Source organism: Psychromonas sp., assembly GCF_047632955.1.
Classification (GTDB): domain Bacteria; phylum Pseudomonadota; class Gammaproteobacteria; order Enterobacterales; family Psychromonadaceae; genus Psychromonas.
The window spans coordinates 20,273-41,175 of record NZ_JBLIED010000032.1; the positions used below are offsets into that span (position 1 = coordinate 20,273).

At 39.7% G+C, this 20,903-nt stretch carries 19 protein-coding genes; 1 reads left to right on the forward strand and 18 read right to left on the reverse strand.

The window, feature by feature from the left end:
• Positions 1-75 precede the first annotated feature (75 nt).
• The 12 genes from ACJAZP_RS15415 to queF form a co-directional block, all read right to left on the reverse strand.
• The gene (locus ACJAZP_RS15415; protein WP_415231634.1) at positions 76-1,371 is read right to left on the reverse strand and encodes an NCS2 family permease; all 1,296 of its coding nucleotides are present in this window, start codon (positions 1,369-1,371) and stop codon (positions 76-78) included.
• Positions 1,372-1,567: 196 nt separating this feature from the next.
• On the reverse strand, positions 1,568-3,301 hold the full coding sequence (locus ACJAZP_RS15420; protein WP_415231635.1) for a hypothetical protein: 1,734 nt from the start codon (positions 3,299-3,301) through the stop codon (positions 1,568-1,570).
• A gap of 477 nt (positions 3,302-3,778) precedes the next feature.
• A complete protein-coding gene (locus ACJAZP_RS15425) occupies positions 3,779-4,147 on the reverse strand; it encodes a DUF3316 domain-containing protein (RefSeq protein ID WP_415231636.1) in 369 nt (122 codons plus the stop codon).
• Between the two features lie 62 nt (positions 4,148-4,209).
• The gene (locus tag ACJAZP_RS15430) at positions 4,210-4,578 is read right to left on the reverse strand and encodes a DUF3316 domain-containing protein (protein WP_415231637.1); all 369 of its coding nucleotides are present in this window, start codon (positions 4,576-4,578) and stop codon (positions 4,210-4,212) included.
• 374 nt (positions 4,579-4,952) lie between these two features.
• Positions 4,953-5,510 carry a hypothetical protein gene (locus ACJAZP_RS15435; protein ID WP_415231638.1) on the reverse strand — a complete coding sequence of 186 codons (558 nt, stop codon included), beginning with the start codon at positions 5,508-5,510 and terminating at the stop codon, positions 4,953-4,955.
• The gene (locus ACJAZP_RS15440) at positions 5,507-6,001 is read right to left on the reverse strand and encodes a hypothetical protein (protein ID WP_415231639.1); all 495 of its coding nucleotides are present in this window, start codon (positions 5,999-6,001) and stop codon (positions 5,507-5,509) included. The genes ACJAZP_RS15435 and ACJAZP_RS15440 overlap by 4 nt, the downstream gene beginning before the upstream one ends.
• A gap of 403 nt (positions 6,002-6,404) precedes the next feature.
• Positions 6,405-6,773: a DUF3316 domain-containing protein gene (locus tag ACJAZP_RS15445; RefSeq protein WP_415231640.1), complete on the reverse strand. Its 369-nt coding sequence runs from the start codon at positions 6,771-6,773 to the stop codon at positions 6,405-6,407.
• Between the two features lie 538 nt (positions 6,774-7,311).
• Positions 7,312-7,497, reverse strand: coding sequence for a hypothetical protein (locus tag ACJAZP_RS15450; RefSeq protein ID WP_415231641.1), 186 nt, complete (start codon positions 7,495-7,497; stop codon positions 7,312-7,314).
• A gap of 341 nt (positions 7,498-7,838) precedes the next feature.
• Positions 7,839-8,627: a flap endonuclease Xni gene (gene xni / locus ACJAZP_RS15455; RefSeq protein ID WP_415231642.1), complete on the reverse strand. Its 789-nt coding sequence runs from the start codon at positions 8,625-8,627 to the stop codon at positions 7,839-7,841.
• 84 nt (positions 8,628-8,711) lie between these two features.
• On the reverse strand, positions 8,712-10,064 hold the full coding sequence (ppnN, locus tag ACJAZP_RS15460; RefSeq protein ID WP_415231643.1) for a nucleotide 5'-monophosphate nucleosidase PpnN: 1,353 nt from the start codon (positions 10,062-10,064) through the stop codon (positions 8,712-8,714).
• A gap of 215 nt (positions 10,065-10,279) precedes the next feature.
• On the reverse strand, positions 10,280-12,502 hold the full coding sequence (locus ACJAZP_RS15465) for a GGDEF domain-containing protein (RefSeq protein ID WP_415231644.1): 2,223 nt from the start codon (positions 12,500-12,502) through the stop codon (positions 10,280-10,282).
• Positions 12,503-12,514: 12 nt separating this feature from the next.
• On the reverse strand, positions 12,515-13,372 hold the full coding sequence (gene queF, locus ACJAZP_RS15470; protein ID WP_415231645.1) for an NADPH-dependent 7-cyano-7-deazaguanine reductase QueF: 858 nt from the start codon (positions 13,370-13,372) through the stop codon (positions 12,515-12,517).
• A 70-nt stretch (positions 13,373-13,442) separates the two neighbouring features.
• Between queF and syd the strand changes: the two genes are divergently transcribed.
• Positions 13,443-13,997, forward strand: coding sequence for a SecY-interacting protein (gene syd, locus ACJAZP_RS15475; protein ID WP_415231646.1), 555 nt, complete (start codon positions 13,443-13,445; stop codon positions 13,995-13,997).
• A gap of 66 nt (positions 13,998-14,063) precedes the next feature.
• Here syd and ACJAZP_RS15480 read toward each other — a convergent pair whose 3' ends face one another.
• The 6 genes from ACJAZP_RS15480 to ACJAZP_RS15505 all read right to left on the reverse strand — a co-directional run bounded on the left by ACJAZP_RS15480 (position 14,064) and on the right by ACJAZP_RS15505 (position 20,093).
• On the reverse strand, positions 14,064-14,681 hold the full coding sequence (locus ACJAZP_RS15480) for a CDP-alcohol phosphatidyltransferase family protein (protein ID WP_415231647.1): 618 nt from the start codon (positions 14,679-14,681) through the stop codon (positions 14,064-14,066).
• A gap of 39 nt (positions 14,682-14,720) precedes the next feature.
• Positions 14,721-15,359, reverse strand: a complete 639-nt coding sequence (locus tag ACJAZP_RS15485) for an ATP-binding cassette domain-containing protein (protein WP_415231648.1) — start codon at positions 15,357-15,359, stop codon at positions 14,721-14,723.
• Positions 15,325-17,067: an ABC transporter permease gene (locus ACJAZP_RS15490; RefSeq protein ID WP_415231649.1), complete on the reverse strand. Its 1,743-nt coding sequence runs from the start codon at positions 17,065-17,067 to the stop codon at positions 15,325-15,327. Before ACJAZP_RS15490 ends, ACJAZP_RS15485 begins: the two co-directional genes overlap by 35 nt.
• A 6-nt stretch (positions 17,068-17,073) precedes the next feature.
• Complete coding sequence (locus tag ACJAZP_RS15495; protein ID WP_415231650.1) at positions 17,074-18,219, reverse strand: ABC transporter substrate-binding protein; 1,146 nt, start codon at positions 18,217-18,219, stop codon at positions 17,074-17,076.
• Positions 18,220-18,499: 280 nt separating this feature from the next.
• Positions 18,500-19,183 (reverse strand): TVP38/TMEM64 family protein, encoded by a 684-nt coding sequence (locus tag ACJAZP_RS15500; RefSeq protein WP_415231651.1) that lies wholly within the window; start codon positions 19,181-19,183, stop codon positions 18,500-18,502.
• Between the two features lie 433 nt (positions 19,184-19,616).
• Positions 19,617-20,093, reverse strand: coding sequence for an acyl-CoA thioesterase (locus ACJAZP_RS15505; RefSeq protein WP_415231652.1), 477 nt, complete (start codon positions 20,091-20,093; stop codon positions 19,617-19,619).
• Positions 20,094-20,903 lie beyond the last annotated feature (810 nt).

The window sequence follows — 20,903 nt, forward strand, 5'->3', positions numbered from 1 at the left end:
CAAAAAAAACACCCTTTATATAAATAAAGGGTGTTTTTCAAAGGATTGACCGGTGAAATTAATCACACCAGGGTTTTAACCCGGAAAGAAAATCATTTTTCCCAGGAACAATACCGCTAAGAACCAAACGCTTGCGCTTACCTCTTTATATTTTCCGCTCATCACTTTAATGGCTGCATAGGCAATAAAACCAAGTGAAATACCATTAGCAATAGAAAAGGTTAAAGGCATCATAAGAGTAACAACAACAACCGGTGCCGCTTCTGTAATGTCATCCCAGTTAATTGTTTTCAACCCTTCTATCATTAGAACCGCAACGTATAATAATGCGCCGGTTGTTGCATAAGCAGGTATCATGCCCGCTAATGGAGCAAAGAATAAAGCGATTAAAAATAGCACGCCAACCGTTACCGCAGTTAAACCCGTACGACCGCCTTCTGCAACACCCGCAATACTTTCAATATAACTGGTAGTGGTTGATGTACCCAACATTGAACCGGCGATTGATGCGCCACTGTCGGCTAATAAAGCGCGATTTAAACGTGGTAAATTGCCATCTTTATCTAATAGTTTTCCCTTGTCTGCAACGGCAATCAAGGTGCCCGATGTATCAAATAAATCAACAAACAGGAAAGCAAACACAACACTTATCATGCCCACGTTGAATGCACCTGCAATATCCATCTGCAGGAATGTCGGTGCAATACTTGGCGGCATTGACATAAGACCATTATATTCAACATCACCGGCTAAAAAACCGATCAGTGTTATCGCTAAAATAGCGACCATCACACCACCTTTAACACGGTAATGTGCCAGCGCAATAGTAAGAAAGAAACCCAGACAAGCAAGGATTGCCGGTAAAGCGTGCATGTCACCCAGTGCAATAAGGGTCGGTGGGTTAGAAATAACAATTCCTGAATTTTTCAGTGCAATAAGCGCTAAAAACAAACCAATACCCGCTGCAATACCTTTGCGCATCGGCATTGGAATCGAGTTTATAATCCATTCGCGAATTTTAAACAGGCTGAGCAGTGTAAAACAGATGCCCGATAGGAAAACCGCACCCAAGGCAACCTGCCATGAGTAACCCATATGGCCAACAACCACAAAAGAGAAAAAGGCATTCAGACCCATTCCCGGAGCGAGTGCAACGGGGTAGTTTGCATAAAATCCCATGATAAAACAGCCCAGTGCAGCAGCTAAACAGGTGGCTACAAAGACAGACCCGGAGTCCATACCGGCGGCGGACAACATTTGCGGGTTAACAAAAATGATATAAGCCATGGTTAAAAAGGTGGTGGTACCTGCAATAATTTCAGTTTTTACAGAGGTTCCGTGTTCGTCTAGTTTAAACAGTTTTTCGAACATAATAGATCCATATTATATAAGTGGACCTGTCTAACGTACTTTAGACAGGAAATAGTTCATGTATAAAAAGGACGGGATTATAAAAGATACAAACCTATAAGTCAGCTTTAAAGCTAATATTTAAAGTAATCAGATGATTTTGAGGATGAACTGTGCCAATAACGGGCAAACTGACCGAAATCAGCCTGCCCTTTTTTTATTTTTCAACTTTGTTACTGACGTGAGAATTAAAGACAATACCCTGTTGATTGACGTCTATATCAAATTTCATGCGCATATTATAGTCCTGTAAAAACATTGCCTCTTTAGGGATACTTTCTCCGCTTAGTTCAGCCGCCGTTATGATTGGGTCGAACATTCTTTTAAAGTCGAACGAAAAAGTGAAAAGACCATTTTTAGTCAGTGCTTCATTGCTTAGTAACTCCGCCTGCTGCGCAGATTTCTGACCATTGTAGATGACCAGATGATTACCTTTAATGGCCATTTTAGGGTTCACATTTAATCCGTTAGGTATCAAAGGTGATGCAGATAAATCAATTGCAGTACCGTCAGCGGGTAGCTGCATCTGCTGCAGATCCGGGCTAAACATTTTTAATGAGTTGAGCAGGGTTAGAGGGTTATCCGCAGAATAGCTGAGTAGCGCATCGATACTTTCTAATGCCTGCTTATCCCCATTTTTACTGATACTGTAATCCAGCACTGCCAAACTAAAACCTTTAAGGCCATTGGCGACTCCGCCTGCCATTCCCAGCATCATCGAAGATTTTTGCCCTTTATCCTGTAACGAGGTTTGCATTTTTTTCAATGGAGCACATTGATAATTTGGCGTTTTTAAATCCGCTAATATGGTTGCGGCTGTGGAGCTTAATTGATTGAAATCCACGCCAAAACCTAATGCAAATACATTGTTTTTAATATTTTGCGTATATTGTGGAATGTATCCGCGCAGCGATTGCAGAGCGTTTATAATTGTTTGGTTTTTACTTTCAATAACAGTGGAAAAATCCATTGTGGATTGACTACTTGTTACCGATAAATCCGTATACCCAAAGACCGTACGTGGCCAATTATTGGCGATATTGGTCAACTCTACTTTACATTCAGGCGTTCTGAAGGTTAACAGCGGACTGTCTTGATCCTGTTTTGGAAACAGTAAACTCAGGTGACGTGCAAGCTGGTTAGCATCAACCGTGGTTAAGCCTTTTATTATCTCCTGATGATTGATAAAAGCGATATTTTGATCGCTAAAATTATATGTACTTTCAATCTCTTCTAAAATGCCCGAGTCGGTAATCGGATTTTCAGCTTTAACTAAACCTAAGGCGCTCGCTAATAATGCTTCTTTATTTAATGAGCTGTTTAGGGTGACGGTTAATAAGCCTTCATCTTGAGAGATAATCAGTTCGGTTGTTTGTGCATCAGCCGGATCACTCAACCGGTAAGCACGATATTCAGTTTCCTGTATTTTACCGCTGCGGTGGGAGTAACCACTATCCAGTTCTGCTTTATCTAATAAATCCCAAATTGCCTGAGTATTTTCCACTTCAATTTTTAATACGGGTAAGGCACCGAGCATATAAAAATAAGCGCGAATATTATCCGCCAGGCCGAAGGTGTTAAGAAACAGATCCGTATCCGTTAAGGATGTTTGATAACTTTTTGCAAGACTCAAGAAAAATTTAGACTGCGAATTACCTTGAACGGCTTTATTTTGCAATGCGTTTGAGTCTTCAGCTGTCCTTAATTGCGGTGAGCTGTTTAAATAATCTTTAAGCGGAAAGGGTTTAAGTTGCGCGCTTAATAACGGAGTGTCGGCCGGCACGTAATCAAGTACATTGTAAGCTGCGGGTGAAGTCTGCAACTGTTGGTTAACAATATAAGCGCCTGCACCGAGTGCTGCGATGGCAGTTATTATTAATGTTTTTTTCAAGTGTGTCTCTCCTGTTGGTAATCAATAGCAGCTGATAGTTAACAGATTTATTATAACCTGGCGAGTCAGAGTCGTAATGATTGGAAATATGTTTAATAACTTAACTTAATTGGATGAAAATGAAAGAGATAATTTTTTATTCGAAGGATGATCTACCAATTTCATTTGTCAGGTAGTCTCTTTAAACGCAGGAACGCAGCCAGAATAGACAAATTTTAAACCGCTGTAGCCAGTGATGAAGTGCTGAACAACAGGATGTTATGAATAGAATTAAAACAGATATTTTATCTCGTCAGCAAGGTGTGTTTTTGCAGGTTATCAGTGGGTTTGTTATAAGGGGTACGTGCTGAGGTTGTTTTGAGGCGTCGCATTGATATAAAAAAACCCAGCTTAACATTAGGCTGGGTTTTTTAGTTTTATAATTTTTGCAGTTCAAGCCTGCAATAATAAATCATCAAGTTTTTTACTGTCTTTGATCTAGTTGGCTTGAGAATAGCTGTAAGTGACATTAACCAGGCCGCTGTAGGCCGTATCACCTTGAGCATTAAGCGACTCTTGAACAGTAATAAAGGCATTATCATCCAAGGTTATACTGTTTTTCTCTTTAGAGGAGCTTAAAAATAACGCAAGCTCATTACTTAATTCACTGCCTGATTCTGATTTTAGCTGATTTGATTTTTCAAGGCCCAGTGAATAAGCGGCTTCTTTAGTATCAACTGTCTGAGTCTTAATTATTTTACTGTCATAGTGTACGCCGTAATCACCATAAACTGCTGTACCGGCAAAAACATTTGCACTTAAAAATACCATTGCTGATGCGAGTAATACATTTTTAATTGATTTCATTTTTTTTATCCCCTGATAAGTTTTTTATTTTGTTCGGTTATTTGCAGATCAAGCCCGCAATCTTAGTTGGCTTGAGAATAGCTGTAAGTGACATTTACCAAGCCGCTGTAGGCTGTATCACCTTGAGCATTAAGCGATTCTTTAACAGTAATAAAGGTATTATCATCCAAGGTAATACTATTTCTCTCTATAGAAGACGCTAAAAATGGTGCCAACTCAGTACTTAATTCACTGCCTGATTCTGATTTGAGCTGATTTGATTTTTCAAGGCCCAGTGAATAAGCGGCTTCTTTAGTATCAACCGTTTGAGTCGTAATTATTTTACTGTCATGGTGTACGCCGTAATCACCATAAACTGCTGTTCCGGCAAAAACATTTGCGCTTAAGATGACCATTGCTGATGCGAGTAATACGTTTTTAATTGATTTCATTTTTTTATCCCCTGATAAGTTTTTATTTTGTTTGGTTGTTTGCTACCCGACAAGAATAACCCCTGGTAGATGACCGGAGACCAACGCACAGATGACATGTTTGTCATGTTAGTAAAAACATCAATAAAATGGGGTTTAGCTTAATGGAATGGGTGGGCCTCATTATTTTCATATCGTATCAGAGCAATCAAAACAGCTCTAATATATGTTATTGCGTTTCAAATGAGTCGCTGCTAATTTGCAACGTTAATATTATGGTAACGCTATCGGATATGGAGCGTTTGTCAGGCGCATTCGGTCGGCCTATCGTCGCAGTATTGTTAAACTATAAAATGATAAATAGACGTTAATACAGCTCGTTAGAGCCACCCGTATTACTGTAAAATGGCGACTAGCCATTCAGTAACCGCTATCAGAATTAAGATGAGTAACCCCTCGCCGGTGGCGATACTCAGCAAAATCTGTTTACGGGGCATTCCCGAGAGCCGCGCAAGATAGACTATGATATCGGTAAAGACGAGAGGAAAAAATGCCCAACCCGTTACTGCCGCCATGCCCGAGGAGTTAATCAAGTTTTGAGCGTGTTTTAGAGTTTTACTTGGCAGTAGATCCATCTTTTTTTGTATATCCAGATAATCGACGGCCAGACAAACCAAGTATGCTGAGCAGCAGGTTGCGGCCAAGGTGACTGTAAACATAACCCAAGCATCAATTGAGCTTGCCATCATAATAATGATTGGTATGGTTGGAATAAATAGCAGGCCTCTCACTGCAATCAGCAGCGCATAGCCAGATAAAATGTACCAGTAATATTTTTCAATTGCGCTTTGTAGCTCACTGACACTGTAGTTGCTTGTAAGCCATCGCATCCCCCAAATTGCTAGCGCAACAATCAATATCCAAGTAATAATTTTTAAAGTGCGGGACTTCATTGGTGATCGCTTTTACGGGGTGGGCAGTGATCAATAAATTGCGGATCATTACACTCTTTTGCACCCCGGCAGCGAATGCCTGTGACCGTCCAAGTCACGTCCATGGTTCGGTGTTTGCCAAAAAGGGTAAAGAAGCAGGGGGCTGGGTAGTCGTGAACCACGAACATATGAGCAAAGAAGCTATCTTTATTGCTGCTGTTAGGTAGTTTTGTTCTTAACTGCTCGAAAAATGACTTGTCGTTCCTTAAACCATCGGATTCTTCGAGCCATTCTTTTGCCAACTCAGTTTTACTCTGCACCTTATATTCGATGAACTTATTTTTGGGTAGTAATTCCAATCCTTTATGCAGGGTGGAGTTGAATATTGACGGGGTAAATAATATACAAGTAACGGCCAGGGCCAGAGAGATAAGCAGCGCAAGCAGGATGCTTAACAGGGTTTTCAAGGTTTTTTTATCTCTTATGTTAAAAAGCTTGTCTGGAATTCGCATTATTGCGCCTCTCGAATACTTTGATCAAAGATTCGAGTATACCTGTTTATAGCCGGCACAATATGAATCATCATAATAATCGCTCTAAATCTACCTATGGCGCGTTGGCCATCTTGAGCTGTATTTTCTAAAGGGCAGGGGGTGACGGAGGATTAAATATCTTTCAAGTAGCACAATTGAGTGTAAAGGTGGATCAATGATAATCCAGCATTGATGATCAAACTGTTATATATTTTTCAGTAGGTTGTGTTAAGGCGAAAATACGAACTAAAAGTGCCTGTGACGTTCATTTTTAGCCCTATGATGAATACAAAAAACCCAGCTTAGGATCAGGCTGGGTTTTTTAATTGTTTGTAGATCAAGCCTGCAATATTAAATCATCAAGTCTTTTACTTTCTTTGATCTAGTTAGCTTGAGAATAGCTGTAAGTTACATTAACCAGGCCGCTGTAGGCCATCTCACCTTGGGCATTAAGCGACTCTTGAACAGTAATAAAGGCATTATCATTCAAGGTTATACTGTTTTTCTCTTTAGAAGAGCTTAAAAATAATGCAAGCTCATTACTTAATTCGCTGCCTGATTCTGATTTTAGCTGATTTGATTTTTCAAGACCTAGTGAATAAGCGCCTTCTTTAGTATCAACCGTTTGAGTCTTAATTACTTTACTGTCATGGTGTACGCCGTAATCACCATAAACTGCTGTACCGGCAAAAACATTTGCACTTAAGATGACCATTGCTGATGCGAGTAATACGTTTTTAATTGATTTCATTTTTTATCCCCTGATAAGTTTTTTATTTTGTTTGGTTGTTTGCGACCCGACAAGAATAACCCCTGGTAGATGACCGGAAACCAACGCTCAGATGACATGTTTGTCATGTTAGTAAAAATACTAATGAGCAATGCTTACACTTAATTAATGCGACCATAGTCACAAAATAAATTGGTTTCCTAAGAATAAGACGTGGTTTTTTAATCTCAATTGCACCAACAAGCGATAAAAAACTGAATAAATGCTTTAATTTGGTGCGCGCTAGAAGAGCTTCCTGACTAAGAGGGGTGCTTGGGATTAAAAGTTGGCGAGAGTAAGTGGGGGCTAAAAAGATAAATAAAACGAAGGTGTAAAGTGGTTTGTATTCTAGAAAACGAAGTAGTCGCTCCTTTTTAGAACAGCTAGCGTTGAATTTTCGATGGTACTTGTACACAGAAAGTTAAATAGCCAGACTCTCAACGTAATATGCTTAAGCAACACCATTAAAAAGGAACCTGCCTATGCTAAGCATTGGCGGGTGTCCTTTTAAAGCAAGCCACTAGTTATAACCGCGAATAAATTCAGAAGTTACAATATCAGTTAACGGCGTTTCGTATGATGAATTAACGGGTGTTTGTTGTGGTTGGCCTTTTGTGTAACATTGCTTTAGTTGAACAGCTAAGTGGTTGGTACAATCATTTAGCAATACGTCTTTATAGGTGATGTTGGTTATTTTTTTGCTCATGCTCTTATACTCCGTTACTGATAAAGTTTTTTTAGCCGATACAAATGTCTGCGGCTACTGTGATTAATATAATGCATCATTGATGCCAAATATTTCACTAAATAAAAACTTTAATATATTTCTTTTATGACTGCTGTGATTTGCTTGTTTATCATCGGGTGGATATTTTAGCTGAGCATCTGCGGGTTTGTCCGTCACAGAAAAATCAGTATAAAAAAGCATCCGATTTTATGCTGATTCAGCTTACCCTTAGAAAAGGGCGTTAATATGCACGCATCGTCTTCAAGGAGCATCACTTACACTCAACTAGTACCTTGCTTTCATGCGCTTTAATAGAGCACCTAATCGGTGGAAGGGGTATAACGTAAATCTTTTAGATTAAAACCGAGCTTTATATCTGTTTTCAATGTGACCAGCTGTTTTGCCAAGAGTGCATTACTTTGCTGGGATTTGATTTTAGTTAACAGTTTATTGCTAAGATCGTCCGCCTGATTAAAGATATTATCCAAACTGCCATACTGTTGTAAAAGAGATAACGCGCCTTTACTGCCAATCCCTTCAACACCTTTTATGGCACTGCTTGAAATGCCCGTAATAGACCAATAATCAATAAGTTGCTCGCTGGTTAGTTGCATTTTTTTGAGGACTTGCTGGCGGTTGATAAAGCTGTTATTAAAATAATCATAAAGACTGACCGATTCATTTAATAACTGGTAAAACCCTTTATCCGTGGAAACAATAATACATTTTTGTTGCTGTTTTGCGATTTTATCAGCCAGGCAGGCAATCAGATCGTCAGCTTCATCACCTTCGGTCACTAAAGAATCAATACCAATGCTAAAAAACTGTTCCTGAATTTGCGCTAAACCTTGCTTGAGAAGTTCGGGAATGGGTTTTCTTCCCTGTTTATATTCCGGGTAAATTTGATGGCGCCAGCTGGGAGCATGACTGTCAAAGACACAAATTGCGTGGGTTGGCTGATGAATACGTAATAACTTTTGCAGGGCATTGGTTGCTGTGCTCTGGGTGGCAATAAGCGCAGCTAAGGTATCTCCGTGCTGTTTTTGCTGCACCGCATAGATGCGCCGAACAAGGTTCATTGCATCTATGATTAATAGCGTTGATATCATTTTTTAAAGGACTCTCAGGAGTAAATTATTGCTATTTTGAGCTTTAAAATAAAACGCTTAACAGCTTGTGGTCTTAACTGTAACTTATTTTATTATCTTATAACAAGGGGTGTAAACCGTACCCGGTAATTTCATCCGTCCCTGTTTAATAAAACTTTCCAATAAACTGTCTACTTTTTTCATTAACTGCGGGTCACCTTTAATTTCAAAGGGACCGTGTTTTTCGATGGATTTAATACCCTCATCTTTGACGTTACCACCGACAATACCTGAAAAAACCCGGCGTAAATTTGATGCCAATTGTTCACTTGGCTGCTCATGGGTTAAGACTAAATTTCTCATGTTGGTATGGTTAGGATAAAAAGGTTGTTGGAACGATTCTGATATTTTAAGTGACCAGTTAAAGGAAAAAGCATCACCAATAGCGCGGCGATATTCAGTGACTTTTGACATCGATTTTTTGAGTGTTTGTGCGACTAAAGCCGGATCGGCAATAATTATTTGATAATGTGACTGCGCTTCTTCACCTAAGGTGCCGGCGACAAATTTATCGATGGCTTTAAAATAGGATTCACTGCCCTTGGGACCGGTCAAAATAATAGGGAAAGGTTGACGTTTATTTTCCGGGTGCATCATTATCCCCAAAAGATACAATAACTCCTCTGCAGTCCCGGGGCCGCCGGGAAAAATAACAATGCCGTGTGCGACGCGGATAAATGCTTCAAGGCGTTTTTCAATATCGGGTAAAATAACCAACTCATTAACGATTGGATTGGGTGGCTCAGCGGCGATAATGCCCGGCTCTGTAATGCCGATATATCGGCCATTATGAACCCGTTGTTTAGCATGGCCTATTGTTGCCCCTTTCATCGGACCTTCCATCGCGCCGGGGCCGCAACCGGTACAGATATTAAGTTCTCGAAGGCCTAATTGACTGCCTACTTCGCGGGTATAATCATACTCCTCGGATCTTATCGAATGTCCGCCCCAGCAGACAATCACATTCGGCTCGACACCTGCTTGTAAAATATCGGCATTACGTAAAATAGAAAAAACTAAACTGGTGATTTGCGAGGAACGATCTACCTCTTCAACGCCGATCCTAATTTGGGTATTAACGTATAATAGATCGCGTAATACGGCAAACAGATGCTCCTGAATACCCTTGATCAGCTGGCCATCAATAAAAGCGTCTTCCGGCGGGTTGTGCAGCTCTATTTTTACGCCTCTTTCCTGATGTAATACTTTGATTTCAAATGTTTTATACTTTTCTAAAATTTCCCTACTGCTGTCCGTATGACTGCCTGAGTTAAGGACAGCAAGGGAGCAGTTACGAAATACTTTATAAATATCGCAATCTGCATTTTTTTGTAATTCATTCACTTCAAGTTGCGATAATAAAGCCATGCTTCCAATAGGATTGATATGGGCGATCATGGAACCTCCTTGTGTTATTGATGTATACCCAGTTAACTGAGGATGTAAAAGCAAGAAGATAATTATCTCCTTGGCACTCACTTCTGACTGCTGTGATTCCTGCGTCTGGGTATGTAAGTATAAGAAATATAAGCATCGTTGCCATTTTTACTGCAATTATATTTAATAATATGCTGTTTTTAATGCATAAATTCGGTTCAACTACTCAGTAAACATTACTCCTGCAGCCGTTGACTGACCTCTTCAACCATTTTTTTGTTCTCAAGCTCTGGCCAACTAAACGAATAGTCCTTATTACTGGAATGGATTTTGAGCAGTCCTTTAGCAATCGCAATCTGACCCAATCGCCATAAATCACCATCAAAAAAGGCCGGTTGCAAATTATCAATGGCGTAGAGTTCAACCCAGCTGTTTTGCTGTTTTGAGATGCAGATTTGAGAGGCGGCAAAAAGTGCCAAACTGTTTAAATTTAAAATTTGAGTAGTGTTGATGGCGCGACTGGCATTTTTCAAAAAAGGGTAGGCGACAATGCCGGTAGAAATTGTTTTTGGTAAATGATAATAGTCTGCGAAGTCGTCAAAGCATTGCTCTATTAAAGCTGCGAAGGCGCCTGCATTTACGTAGTTAGCCCGTTCGCTAATAAATAAAATTTGATTATCACGGAAATGATAAATTTCAGCGCTGTCTGTAAACTGTTTTTTTAATGTTTCACCGAGTTTTTCTTCTATTTCATTTGCCAGCTTGACACCATATAACGCATTAAGCTCGCTTAAAAATGGCACATTAACCAGGGCGTAAAACAGAGTAGGGCGGTTACTGATAGCTTTAAAATCATTGCTGTTATTTTCCTGCCTGGGCAGTTTACTGCGCCCATGGAAGGCTAGCCGTTGTTGTGCTTGTTTCTCTAGCGCGCGCAGTTTGTGATAGCGTTTGGATCTGGATAAAAGCATCAGTGCTGACAAAATAAACAGTAATATCGCCGTATAACTTAATATTTTATAAAAATTTGATTGTGCCTGTAATGTTGTGTTTTGGGTTTCTAATCTATTTTGTTGCTGAACCTGTTCAAGCAGTTGCAGCTGTTCGTTGATCTGCAGCTGTTGTAATTTAAATGCGCTCTCTTTAATCTTATTTTGTAATGAGTGAAAATTTTTAAAATGTAAAATAGCCAGCTGAGGAGAGCCTGTCATTTCATAGCTTAATGCCAGCATTTCATCGGCCTGGGCACGTAATAATGGGTAATCTTGTGCTGACAGTTGTAATACTTTTTCTAACTGTAAAATAGCCAGAGTAGGGGCATTGTTAAAAATGTTCAATTTTGCCAGCAGTAAAATACTTTCTATTTGCAACTGCACTTTGTTTAACTGCTTGAAATGAAAACGCGCATTGTGCAAATATTTTTTCGCCAGTGCCAGATCTTTGCTGTTATTTTCATTACTTCCTTTTTCAGCGTAAGTGCGACCGATTTCAAGGTAGGCCGCCCCTAACAATCCAGTGTATGAATTTTCTTCAATCAATTCTAAGGCATTAAAAAGGTAAATTAAGGCTTGATTATGTTCATGGTTTTGCCGTTTTAAGCCCGCAAATTGAATGATACTTTCGACCTGCTTAGGGATGTTTTTAGTCCCCATATAAAGCTCAATTCTTCTGCCGGAAAAATCTAAAGCCCGAGTGAAGCGATACTTTTTTTGGTACATTAAAATGATGCTGTTTTTAACCTGGCCACTGAGTTTAATAAAGCCATGTTGATCAGCTGAGCTGTCTGCAGAAAAAAAATGTAAGCTGGCTAACTGTTCCTGCTGAATTTGATCAAAATAAAGACCCTGATAATAATCTAACCAGGCATGTAGATTATTATTGTTATTATTTTTCAGTAATTTTTTGGTTTTTTCTAAAGCGTTATGCGCATCCTGATAATTATTTTCTTCTAAATACAATTTAACGAGGGTTAATGATCTGGTCACCGTTAGGTTAATTGAGTTGATTAATGGCGTTTGCAGTGCCTCGTTCAATTCACCGAGTTTTTTGATCAGTTCCACATTACTTATTTGCGGGCGCTCTTGCGGAGGAATTTCAAGGGCAATAAGATTCAATGTTTCTATCTGGTCGTTTTTATCGTCCGGGTTGTTTAAAATTACCTGCAATAAATCCAGCGCTTTTGTGTGTTCTCCAAGTTGAGCATAACAATAGGCCTGTAATTGTATGGCGAAATGCTTGCTGCTTTGGTGGTTAGCTAGCGCGGCTGTATTCTGCGGCGTGTTGATATAAATTGTTGCGCTATTGATACAGCTTTGCGGAGCTATATCACGCAGCTCAAAAGCATTTTTTAGTGTATTGGGTAGCGCCGGATCGGTTAATGCCAAGGCCCCGGCCGTTTGGCTGACCTGAACTAAAAATAGCGCACAAAGGGCGCGAAAGTATTGACCAATATATCTCATAACAGCAAATTTTTATTGTCGTAATAAACGAATATTATTAATATCATCAGAGTGTTCCGTGCTACGCAGCGGGTTAATATCTAATCCGCCCCGGCGAGTATAACGCGCATAGACACAAAGCGAATCAATTTGTCCATATTTCATGATGTCACAATAGATGCGTTCAACACACTGTTCGTGAAACTCATTATGTTGACGGAAAGAGATTAAGTAGCGTAATAATTTCTCAGCATTCAATTTTTTACCGGTATAACTTATTTCGATACTTGCCCAATCCGGTTGACTGGTGATTAAGCAGTTTGACTTTAATAAATGAGAATACAGGGTTTCGGTTACCTGCTCCTCGGAGCACAGGTCCAGAAGATAGTCTGCGTTGAGTTGGTAGTTATCTATTTCAATGTCTAAGGTATCTAAACACTGTCCGCTAAAAGTACCCAGCTTATCACTGAAGTTATCTAAATCCGTATTCAGTTCAACGCTAACCGCTTTATCGGCACAGCGTGACAGATCTGCGCTTAATACTTTTTGTAGTGCCTCGATAGAAGCAAATTTGCTTTGGTTAAAGCTGTTTAAATATAACTTGAATGATTTTGATTCAATTAAGTTTTTACTGTCAAAGGGGACTTTCACCACGCCCGTTGCGACAACGGGTTTACCTTTACTGTTTAGCCAGGAAAGCTCATAAATATTCCATAAATCAACACCGCAAAAGGGCAGGTTATGTTCTGAAAGCTGCAGTTCATTGCGGTTTAAACTGCGCGGCACTGCTTGTAATAAAGTAGGATCATAGCTGCTTTTATATTCTGTTTTTTTTCCCAGAGCCAGATTATTTAGAACATAATCTTGATCATAGAGTTGTTTATTAGTCATTTTTTTCGCTTTTATTTTTTAAAACAATACAATGACAGTATTGTAAACAAAATAAAGAATTATTCGAGCAATGAATCAAACCACACAAATACAACTATTCGATTTTTTCGAACGTTTTAAAACTCTTTGGCAGAGCCAAAAAAAATCATTACCTCAAGCGGTTTTTGACTCGCAATGGATTTCACCCTGCCAGATAGGAGAGGTCGAAAAGCAGCTTATTCACTGGTCACCGGTTGAGCGTGAATCCGTTATTGATTTGAGTAATATTGAGCAGGCACTGGATATTAAACTGCACCCGAGTATTGTGGCATTTTTCTGCTCTGCCTATTCGGCCGGTTTACCTGCGAGCTACGAGGATCATCCGATCGAGTTGATCCAAGCCTGGAATGATGAGGATTTTAACCTCTTACAGGAAAATATGATCGCCCATTTCATGATGCAAAAACGTCTGAAACAGCCGGCATCTATGTTCATTGCCAGTTGTTCCGATGAGATGCAGATAGTGTCGGTGTTAAATGCTACGGGTGAAGTACAGCTGGAGACTTTAGGGAAAGGGCAGGAAGCCGTTTTAGCCGACAATTTAGCGGACTTTTTGGCCAGTTTGACTCCTATACTCATTGAGTAATACGGCAATCATCCCTTTAAAATAGTGATGATTCTATTTTAGAGGGATGATTACGGTTCTGAGCTGTTACTGTTTAAGTGTCAAATAACCTGTCCAAATTCGCGTCACAGTGGTCAGCCAGCAAAGGAAACTGAAAATATAAGCAATAATTGAAAAGTACTGCGGGAACAAACATAAAAGAATAAAACAAAGAATCGTTTCAGTCCCTTCGGTTAATCCGCCGATGTAATAAAGTGACTTTTTGCTGTGGGTTGGACTCTTAACGTTCTCTATCTTTCTTTTTCCTGCCATCACCGCGAAGGCTAAAAAACTGGACCCCGTACCGATAAAAGAAAAAATCAAAAAAGCCCCGGCGATAGCATTCATTTCCGGGTTCGCCAAAACAAAACCGAAGGGGACTAAGGCATAAAAAATAAAGTCCAGGGTAATATCTAAAAAACCACCACTGTCGGTGATCCCCTGTATTCTCGCAATTGCGCCGTCAATACCATCAAAAACTCGATTGAGAATAATGAAAAACAGGGCAAGATAGTATGCCTGAAAGGCTAAAGCCGGTAGGCTCAGAAGGCCGCAAAAAAAACCGAATAAGGTTATCTGGTCAGCCGTGATACCCCGTTTTTCTATCTTTTTCGCTGCGTAATTAAGGGGAAAGCGGATAATCTTAGTGGTAAAACGGTCTAGCATGCATTTTTCCTTATTAATTTGTTATTAAGCTTATTTTTATTATTCATTCCAAGGCCATTGTAAACAATGACCATTAGAAGGTACGTCTGATTCATCATGGGTAACCATTAAAGCCGGTAGTTTTCTTTTTCTTATCTGTTCAAACACCCACTCTCTGAAGTCACCGCGTAAGGATTTATCTAATTTACTAAAAGGTTCATCTAATAAAACGGCGGCGGGCTCTGCAAGCAGCATTCTCATCATACTGACTCTGGCTCTTTGCCCCCCAGATATTTGTGATGGTCCTTTTTCCGCTAAGGTTTGTAACTTTAATTCAGTTAAGGTGTCCATTGCAACCGCCTTACGCTGCTCTTTTTTAAATTTATTGGGCAGGGCAATGGCGAGATTTTCCCAAATGTTGAGGTGCGGGAATAACAGGTCATCTTGAAATAAAATACCAATTTTACGTTTCTCTACGGCTATCTCATTGAGTAAGCAATCATCTAAATAATATTCACCACTGAAGTGAAAATCCGGTAAGGCATGACCGGCGATGGCACTTAAAATGGTTGATTTTCCGCAACCACTGGGGCCCATTAAAGTTAATATTTCTCCGGGCAAAATGGAAAATGAAAGCGGAGAAAATAACTGTTTCTTATTGATATCAATAATTTTTAGATTTTTTACTGTCAGGGACATAGCGAGCAACACTCCTTTTATTGGCTGTGCTTTGATTTATTATCATCCCGGTTTTTTGACTGACAAAAATAGCAAGGAGATAAAAGACAAAGGGAACTAATGATTGCAGCAGTGCATAAATGGCACTGACCCGTCGATCTTGACCGCTAGAAAGTGCAACAGCTTCCGTGGTTAAGGTGGAAATACGTCCGCCCGCAAGCATTAAGGTCGGTAAATATTGTGCCAAACTGACGCTTATTCCAACCGCCCAGGCAATACAAAGAGTGGGTAATAAGACCGGTCTTTTAACTTTCCACCAAACCTTCAAAGGAGACATCCCTAAACTCAGCGCAATCATATCTAAGCGCTTTTCATAACTTCGCCAGGGGCCGTCTAATACCAGATAAACGTAAGGGAAAACAAAGAAGGTATGCGCCCAAATAACCCATAAATAATAATACTGATGGGCAATAAAAAGCGTTGCAACCTGTATCCCGAATAAAATGGATAATTGCGGTGCGAGCATCGGAATAGAGATCATTACCCGTGGTACGACAAAGCGGCGCTTGTGGGCGATTGCCCTAATGCTATGTTCATGAATAATGATCGCGAATAAAAGTGCCAGGGACGCACTGACTAAGGCAATTAAGATACTGTTGCCGATAATGCCCCATAAAAAGGTCCACTCCTGCTGCCAAAAGCGTAATGACCAACGGGTAGGAAAAAGATCCGGAAAAGACCAGCGCTGTGCAAAGCTCCAAAGCAGCAGAAGCGGCAGGGTGGATAATGAAATAACGTAGCTCACCAGTATTGCACTTTTACCGGCAAGCGGCAGTGCGCGGCGGCCGCTGGTTTGCCAGCTGCGACACTTAACTATTGTTGCCCATTCTATAAAGCGGATTAAATACAATAAAGCCAGACAGGTAAGTAAAAGTAATAACGCGCCAGCCGATGCTTTAGGTAATGCGGATAAATCAGGATCATTTAACCACTGCCAAATAAGGACCGGTAAGGTGGCGGGTGAAGTCGGGCCTATTACCAATGCCACATCAACGACTGACAGGCTGTATGCCATCACGGCAAATAGCGTAAAACGTATTTTGGGCAACCATTGCGGTAAAATTATTTTTTGCCAGGTTTGTGCTTTGGAGTAACCTAAACTCTGCGCCGTCACCAGGGTAGTGTTAACATTTAGCTGCTTAAGAAGCGGAATGCTCATAAACAGTAAAAATGGAATCTCTTTAATGGTCAGAGCGAGAATGAGCCCTAAACCATAGGGATCATTAATCAAACTCCAATTAGCGATACCAAAATCAGTAAAAAGAGTGTTTGAAATACGCGCAATAAAACCACTCGGGGTGAATAAAAAGGCAAAACCAATAGCGAAAGCCACATGGGGTAGTGCCAATATAGGCGCGAGCAAGCTTTCTAATTTATTCCAGTACGCTTTATTCCAGCATGATTGTAAAATTGAAAAGGCCAGCATAGCGGATAAAAAGGTGCTGCTCAGGCTGACAAAAAGGGTGATCAAAACCGACTGATGCAGACCCGGCCATAATAAAAGCTCTGAAAACCCCGTTAATGAAAAAGTGTGCAGATTAACGGCCGGAATATAAGAAAAAGCAGAAAAAAACAATCCCAGTAAGCCCGGCAGCAAAGGTGTGAAACAGATAAAAATGGCCAATACCAGTAAAAACTGAAATGAGATTTTCTGTATAGAGCCGTTCATCGCCTTTTAATGTCCATATCTTTTTTGCCATTCGGTTTCCAGGGATTTTTGCCAACTGGGGTGCGGTTCACTAATTGATTTAAATAACGTTGTATTTTGCGTGGTATTGCTGAAATGTGAGGATTGTAAAACAGTCGGATCTCCCCAGACAGAAATATCTGCTTTTTTAAGCTGTGCTTCAGGGCTCAGCATAAAATTAATGGCCACTAGCGCACCCTCTTTTGCAGCTGCATTCCATGGAATTGACAGGAAGTGAATATTAGACAAAGCGCCTGCAGCAAGCGCATAAGCTGTTGTTGAATCTCTTAATAAACCGTTTTGCTGTGCGCTAAATACCTCATTGGGATTAAAGGAGATAGCCAGATCTAATTCGCCATCATCAAGTAATTGAATGGTTTCCGCGCTGTTATCCGGAAACTGTTCACCTTGACGCCAGGCAACCTGATGAAAATCGTCTAAATATGACCACAATGGCGCAGTTATTCGCTGGAAAGTATCGTCATCAACGGGCAGATACAAAGCTTCAGGATTGTCACTGAGTTCAATCAATGCAGATTTCAGAAAACTGGTGCCATGGAATGAAGGAGGGCGGGGGTAAGTGAGTTTATTGGGATGGCTCTGTGCATATTCAAGCATTTCCCGATGGCTCTGTGGAGGATTGTTTATTTTGTTTTTATCGTAAATAAACACCAGCTGCCCAACTCCCCAGGGAGCTTCCAAGCCTAGCGTTGGCTCTGCAAAATCACTGTCAACGGGCAATGATTTATCAACATATTGCCAGTTCGGCAGATTGTTCACAAAGGGAGCCGTGAGCAGATTAAAATCCTTCATTGATTTGAAATTTTCGCCATTTATCCAAACCATATCAATACTGCCATTGCTGTTTTTATTGGCGCTTTTTTCTGCTAGCAGACGCGTAATAGCTTCAGAAATATCGGTGACTTTCACATGTTTCAGGGTGACACCATATTCTGCCTGCAGGCGCTTATCTGCCCAGCGTAAATAATTGTTAATATCCTGACTGCCGCCCCAGGCATAAAAATAAACAGTTTGACCCTTGGCTTTTTCTTCAATTTTCTGCCAATTGACATTGTCAGCCTGGGCGAACGTTGTCAGCAGTAGCAGGCTAAACAGAGCGATTAATTTTTTCATGATAGATCCTTTTTACGCGTCCAGTTAAAATATTGCTCAACCCAGCGCAACAGTGTTTGCGGGGCATGATTTTTGTTGCACATTCCGGTTGTGAATTTATTGTCGCGTCCACAACAAACTTTTGTGTATTTAATATCTCCTTAATATTATAACCCGTTATGATTAATGCTTTGGAGGGTACACAACCTGTATTTACACAATCTCCAGCCATTTTATGTTTTTCAATTAGTGTCACCTTAGCTATTACTGCCATGTTCTGATCAAAACTGGTTGGTTTCTGCTAGCCCTGATAAACTTTATTCTGTTTAATGCCGTTGATAATAAATTTGCTGATAAGCGGGAGTAATCCTAATACTACCAGAGACATTAAAACGGAAGGAGAAAGTAAGCCGGATAATGAGTTAATATCAGCAAGCTGAGTACCTGTATTCAGGAATACGATGGTGGTGGGTAACATACCGAGTTGGCTGAACAGGTAATATTTTTTTGCCGACATGGGAGTTAAACCCATTAATAAGTTGATAATAAAAAAAGGAAAAATGGGGATCAGCCTCAGTGTCAGCAGGTAAAGGGTGCCATCCTTTTTGATACCTAGATTTATTGCCTGTAGTTTTCCACTAAATCGTCTTTGTACCCAGTCTCTCAGCAGATAACGACTGAACAGGAAAGCGATTGTTGCCCCTATGCTGCTCGCAAATGAAACCAATAACAGACTCCACCAAAAGCCAAATAATGCAGCACCGAGCAGAGTAAGTATAATTGAACCTGGAATGGAAAGAGCAGTGCTAACAGTATATAAGACAAAAAACAGCACACTGGCGAGCAGGAAGTTGTTATTGATATATTCGCTGAGCTGCGCCTGATAGATTTTGGCATTTTCCAGCGTCAACAGATGATTAAATTCAAAAACGCAGCACAGTGCAATAAAGGCTAAAATGACGATAATTATTTTTTTTCTGTGCATTGATAATTTCTCTCGGGGTAAAAATAAATTCTATTCTTCAACAGACCGTGAAAATCCAAAAAAAATTTCCTTGTGAATCAGTTATATCATTCCGCTTGATGGTACGGACAATAAATCGGATAGGAAAAATTAATCAGATAAAGCGGTTATAGTTTTTTAACAAACAAAATTGAGTCGGTATTTATGCAATTGATATTAGTTAACCACCACCGAGTAGATCAACAGCATGCCATTTAGCTGTTACAGGAAGAAATAAAAAATACTGGCTACCGATAAGCATATTGGTTTGGGTCATTTAATAAAGAGAAGTTAACTGCCAGGTAATTAATATTTTAATGAATGAAACTAAATTGAGAAAATATCATAACCAAGATATAACTATCTCGGTTATGATAAACATGTGCAGTTGATGGATAAGTTTATAATAATGTTATTATTCAACAAATATTTGCATCTCTTCACCAATTTTTTTACGCATATCCATCAGTTTACGGGCGGTTTCATTCTGTTTTATATCATCCTCTGTTTCCGGTATCCAAGCCGGAACTTTTATAGAATGACCATGTTCATCGACCGCCACCATAATCACAATACAATGCGTGGTTTTGCGTCTGCTTAACAATTTTGGGTCACAAGCATTAACTTCAACGGCAATATGCATCGAAGATTTTCCCGTATAGATAACTTTTGCCTCTACCTCAACCAAATTACCGACATGAATGGGAGAGACAAATCTGATTCCGCCCGCATAAGCTGTCACACAATAATGACCGCTCCAACCAGCTGCACAGGCATATGCCGCTAAATCGATCCATCTCATGACTGAGCCGCCATGAACTTTGCCACCAAAATTGACATCTTGGGGTTCAGCTAAAAAACGTAGGGTGATCTCTCTTTGTGCTTTGTTCATTCATTTAACCTTTTTTATTGCATGTATAAATTATAAAAATAGATATGATCAGTTCCTGATAATTGGAAAATAATAAAGAGAAGGAAATGATGCACAGAAGAATAATCATTTAAGCTTTATTAGCTATCCAGAAATATTCTTACATCTAGTTGTAAGGTTACAGTAGCATTAGAAAACATATAGTCTATTTATTATATAAAAAGGTTATAACTTAGCGCTAAATGAGGTGCCATTCTAGTTGAAAACATATTAACCGAATTAATAATTAAGTTACTCACCGTTATTTAATGCTTTCTATTTACAATGATAGCCTTTGGAAGAGGGGCATTGTAGGTACGGAGATAGTCAAAGGTTAAGTTAATTAGCAATGTGTCTAAATCTATTGAAGAAGACTGAACAGAATCCGCTTGTAAATGCTTCGGGCATACTTTTAGATTATCTTGGGAAAGCCAAATTAGATTCAAAAAGCAAAATTATTAGTTATTAAGTATGTTTTTAAAACACATCGTTTATAAAACAATCAGTCGAACAGTTTATTTAAATAATCACCAATAAAGCCTTGCCAGCGCTGACTAAATCTCTATAATGCGCATCCACGGAAACGGGAAAGACGCAAGTCAATCCGGTTACTCAGAACGAAAGAGATTAAGTTTTTAATAACGTTAAACGTTGATTAGAAACATAAATTAATCGTTGACATCGTTTGCAGGTAGCGTAATATACGCACCTCGCCGAAAGGCACGCTCTTTAACAATTTAATCAAACAATCTGTGTGGACACTTATTGTTGATGTGATTTCAAAAAAATCAA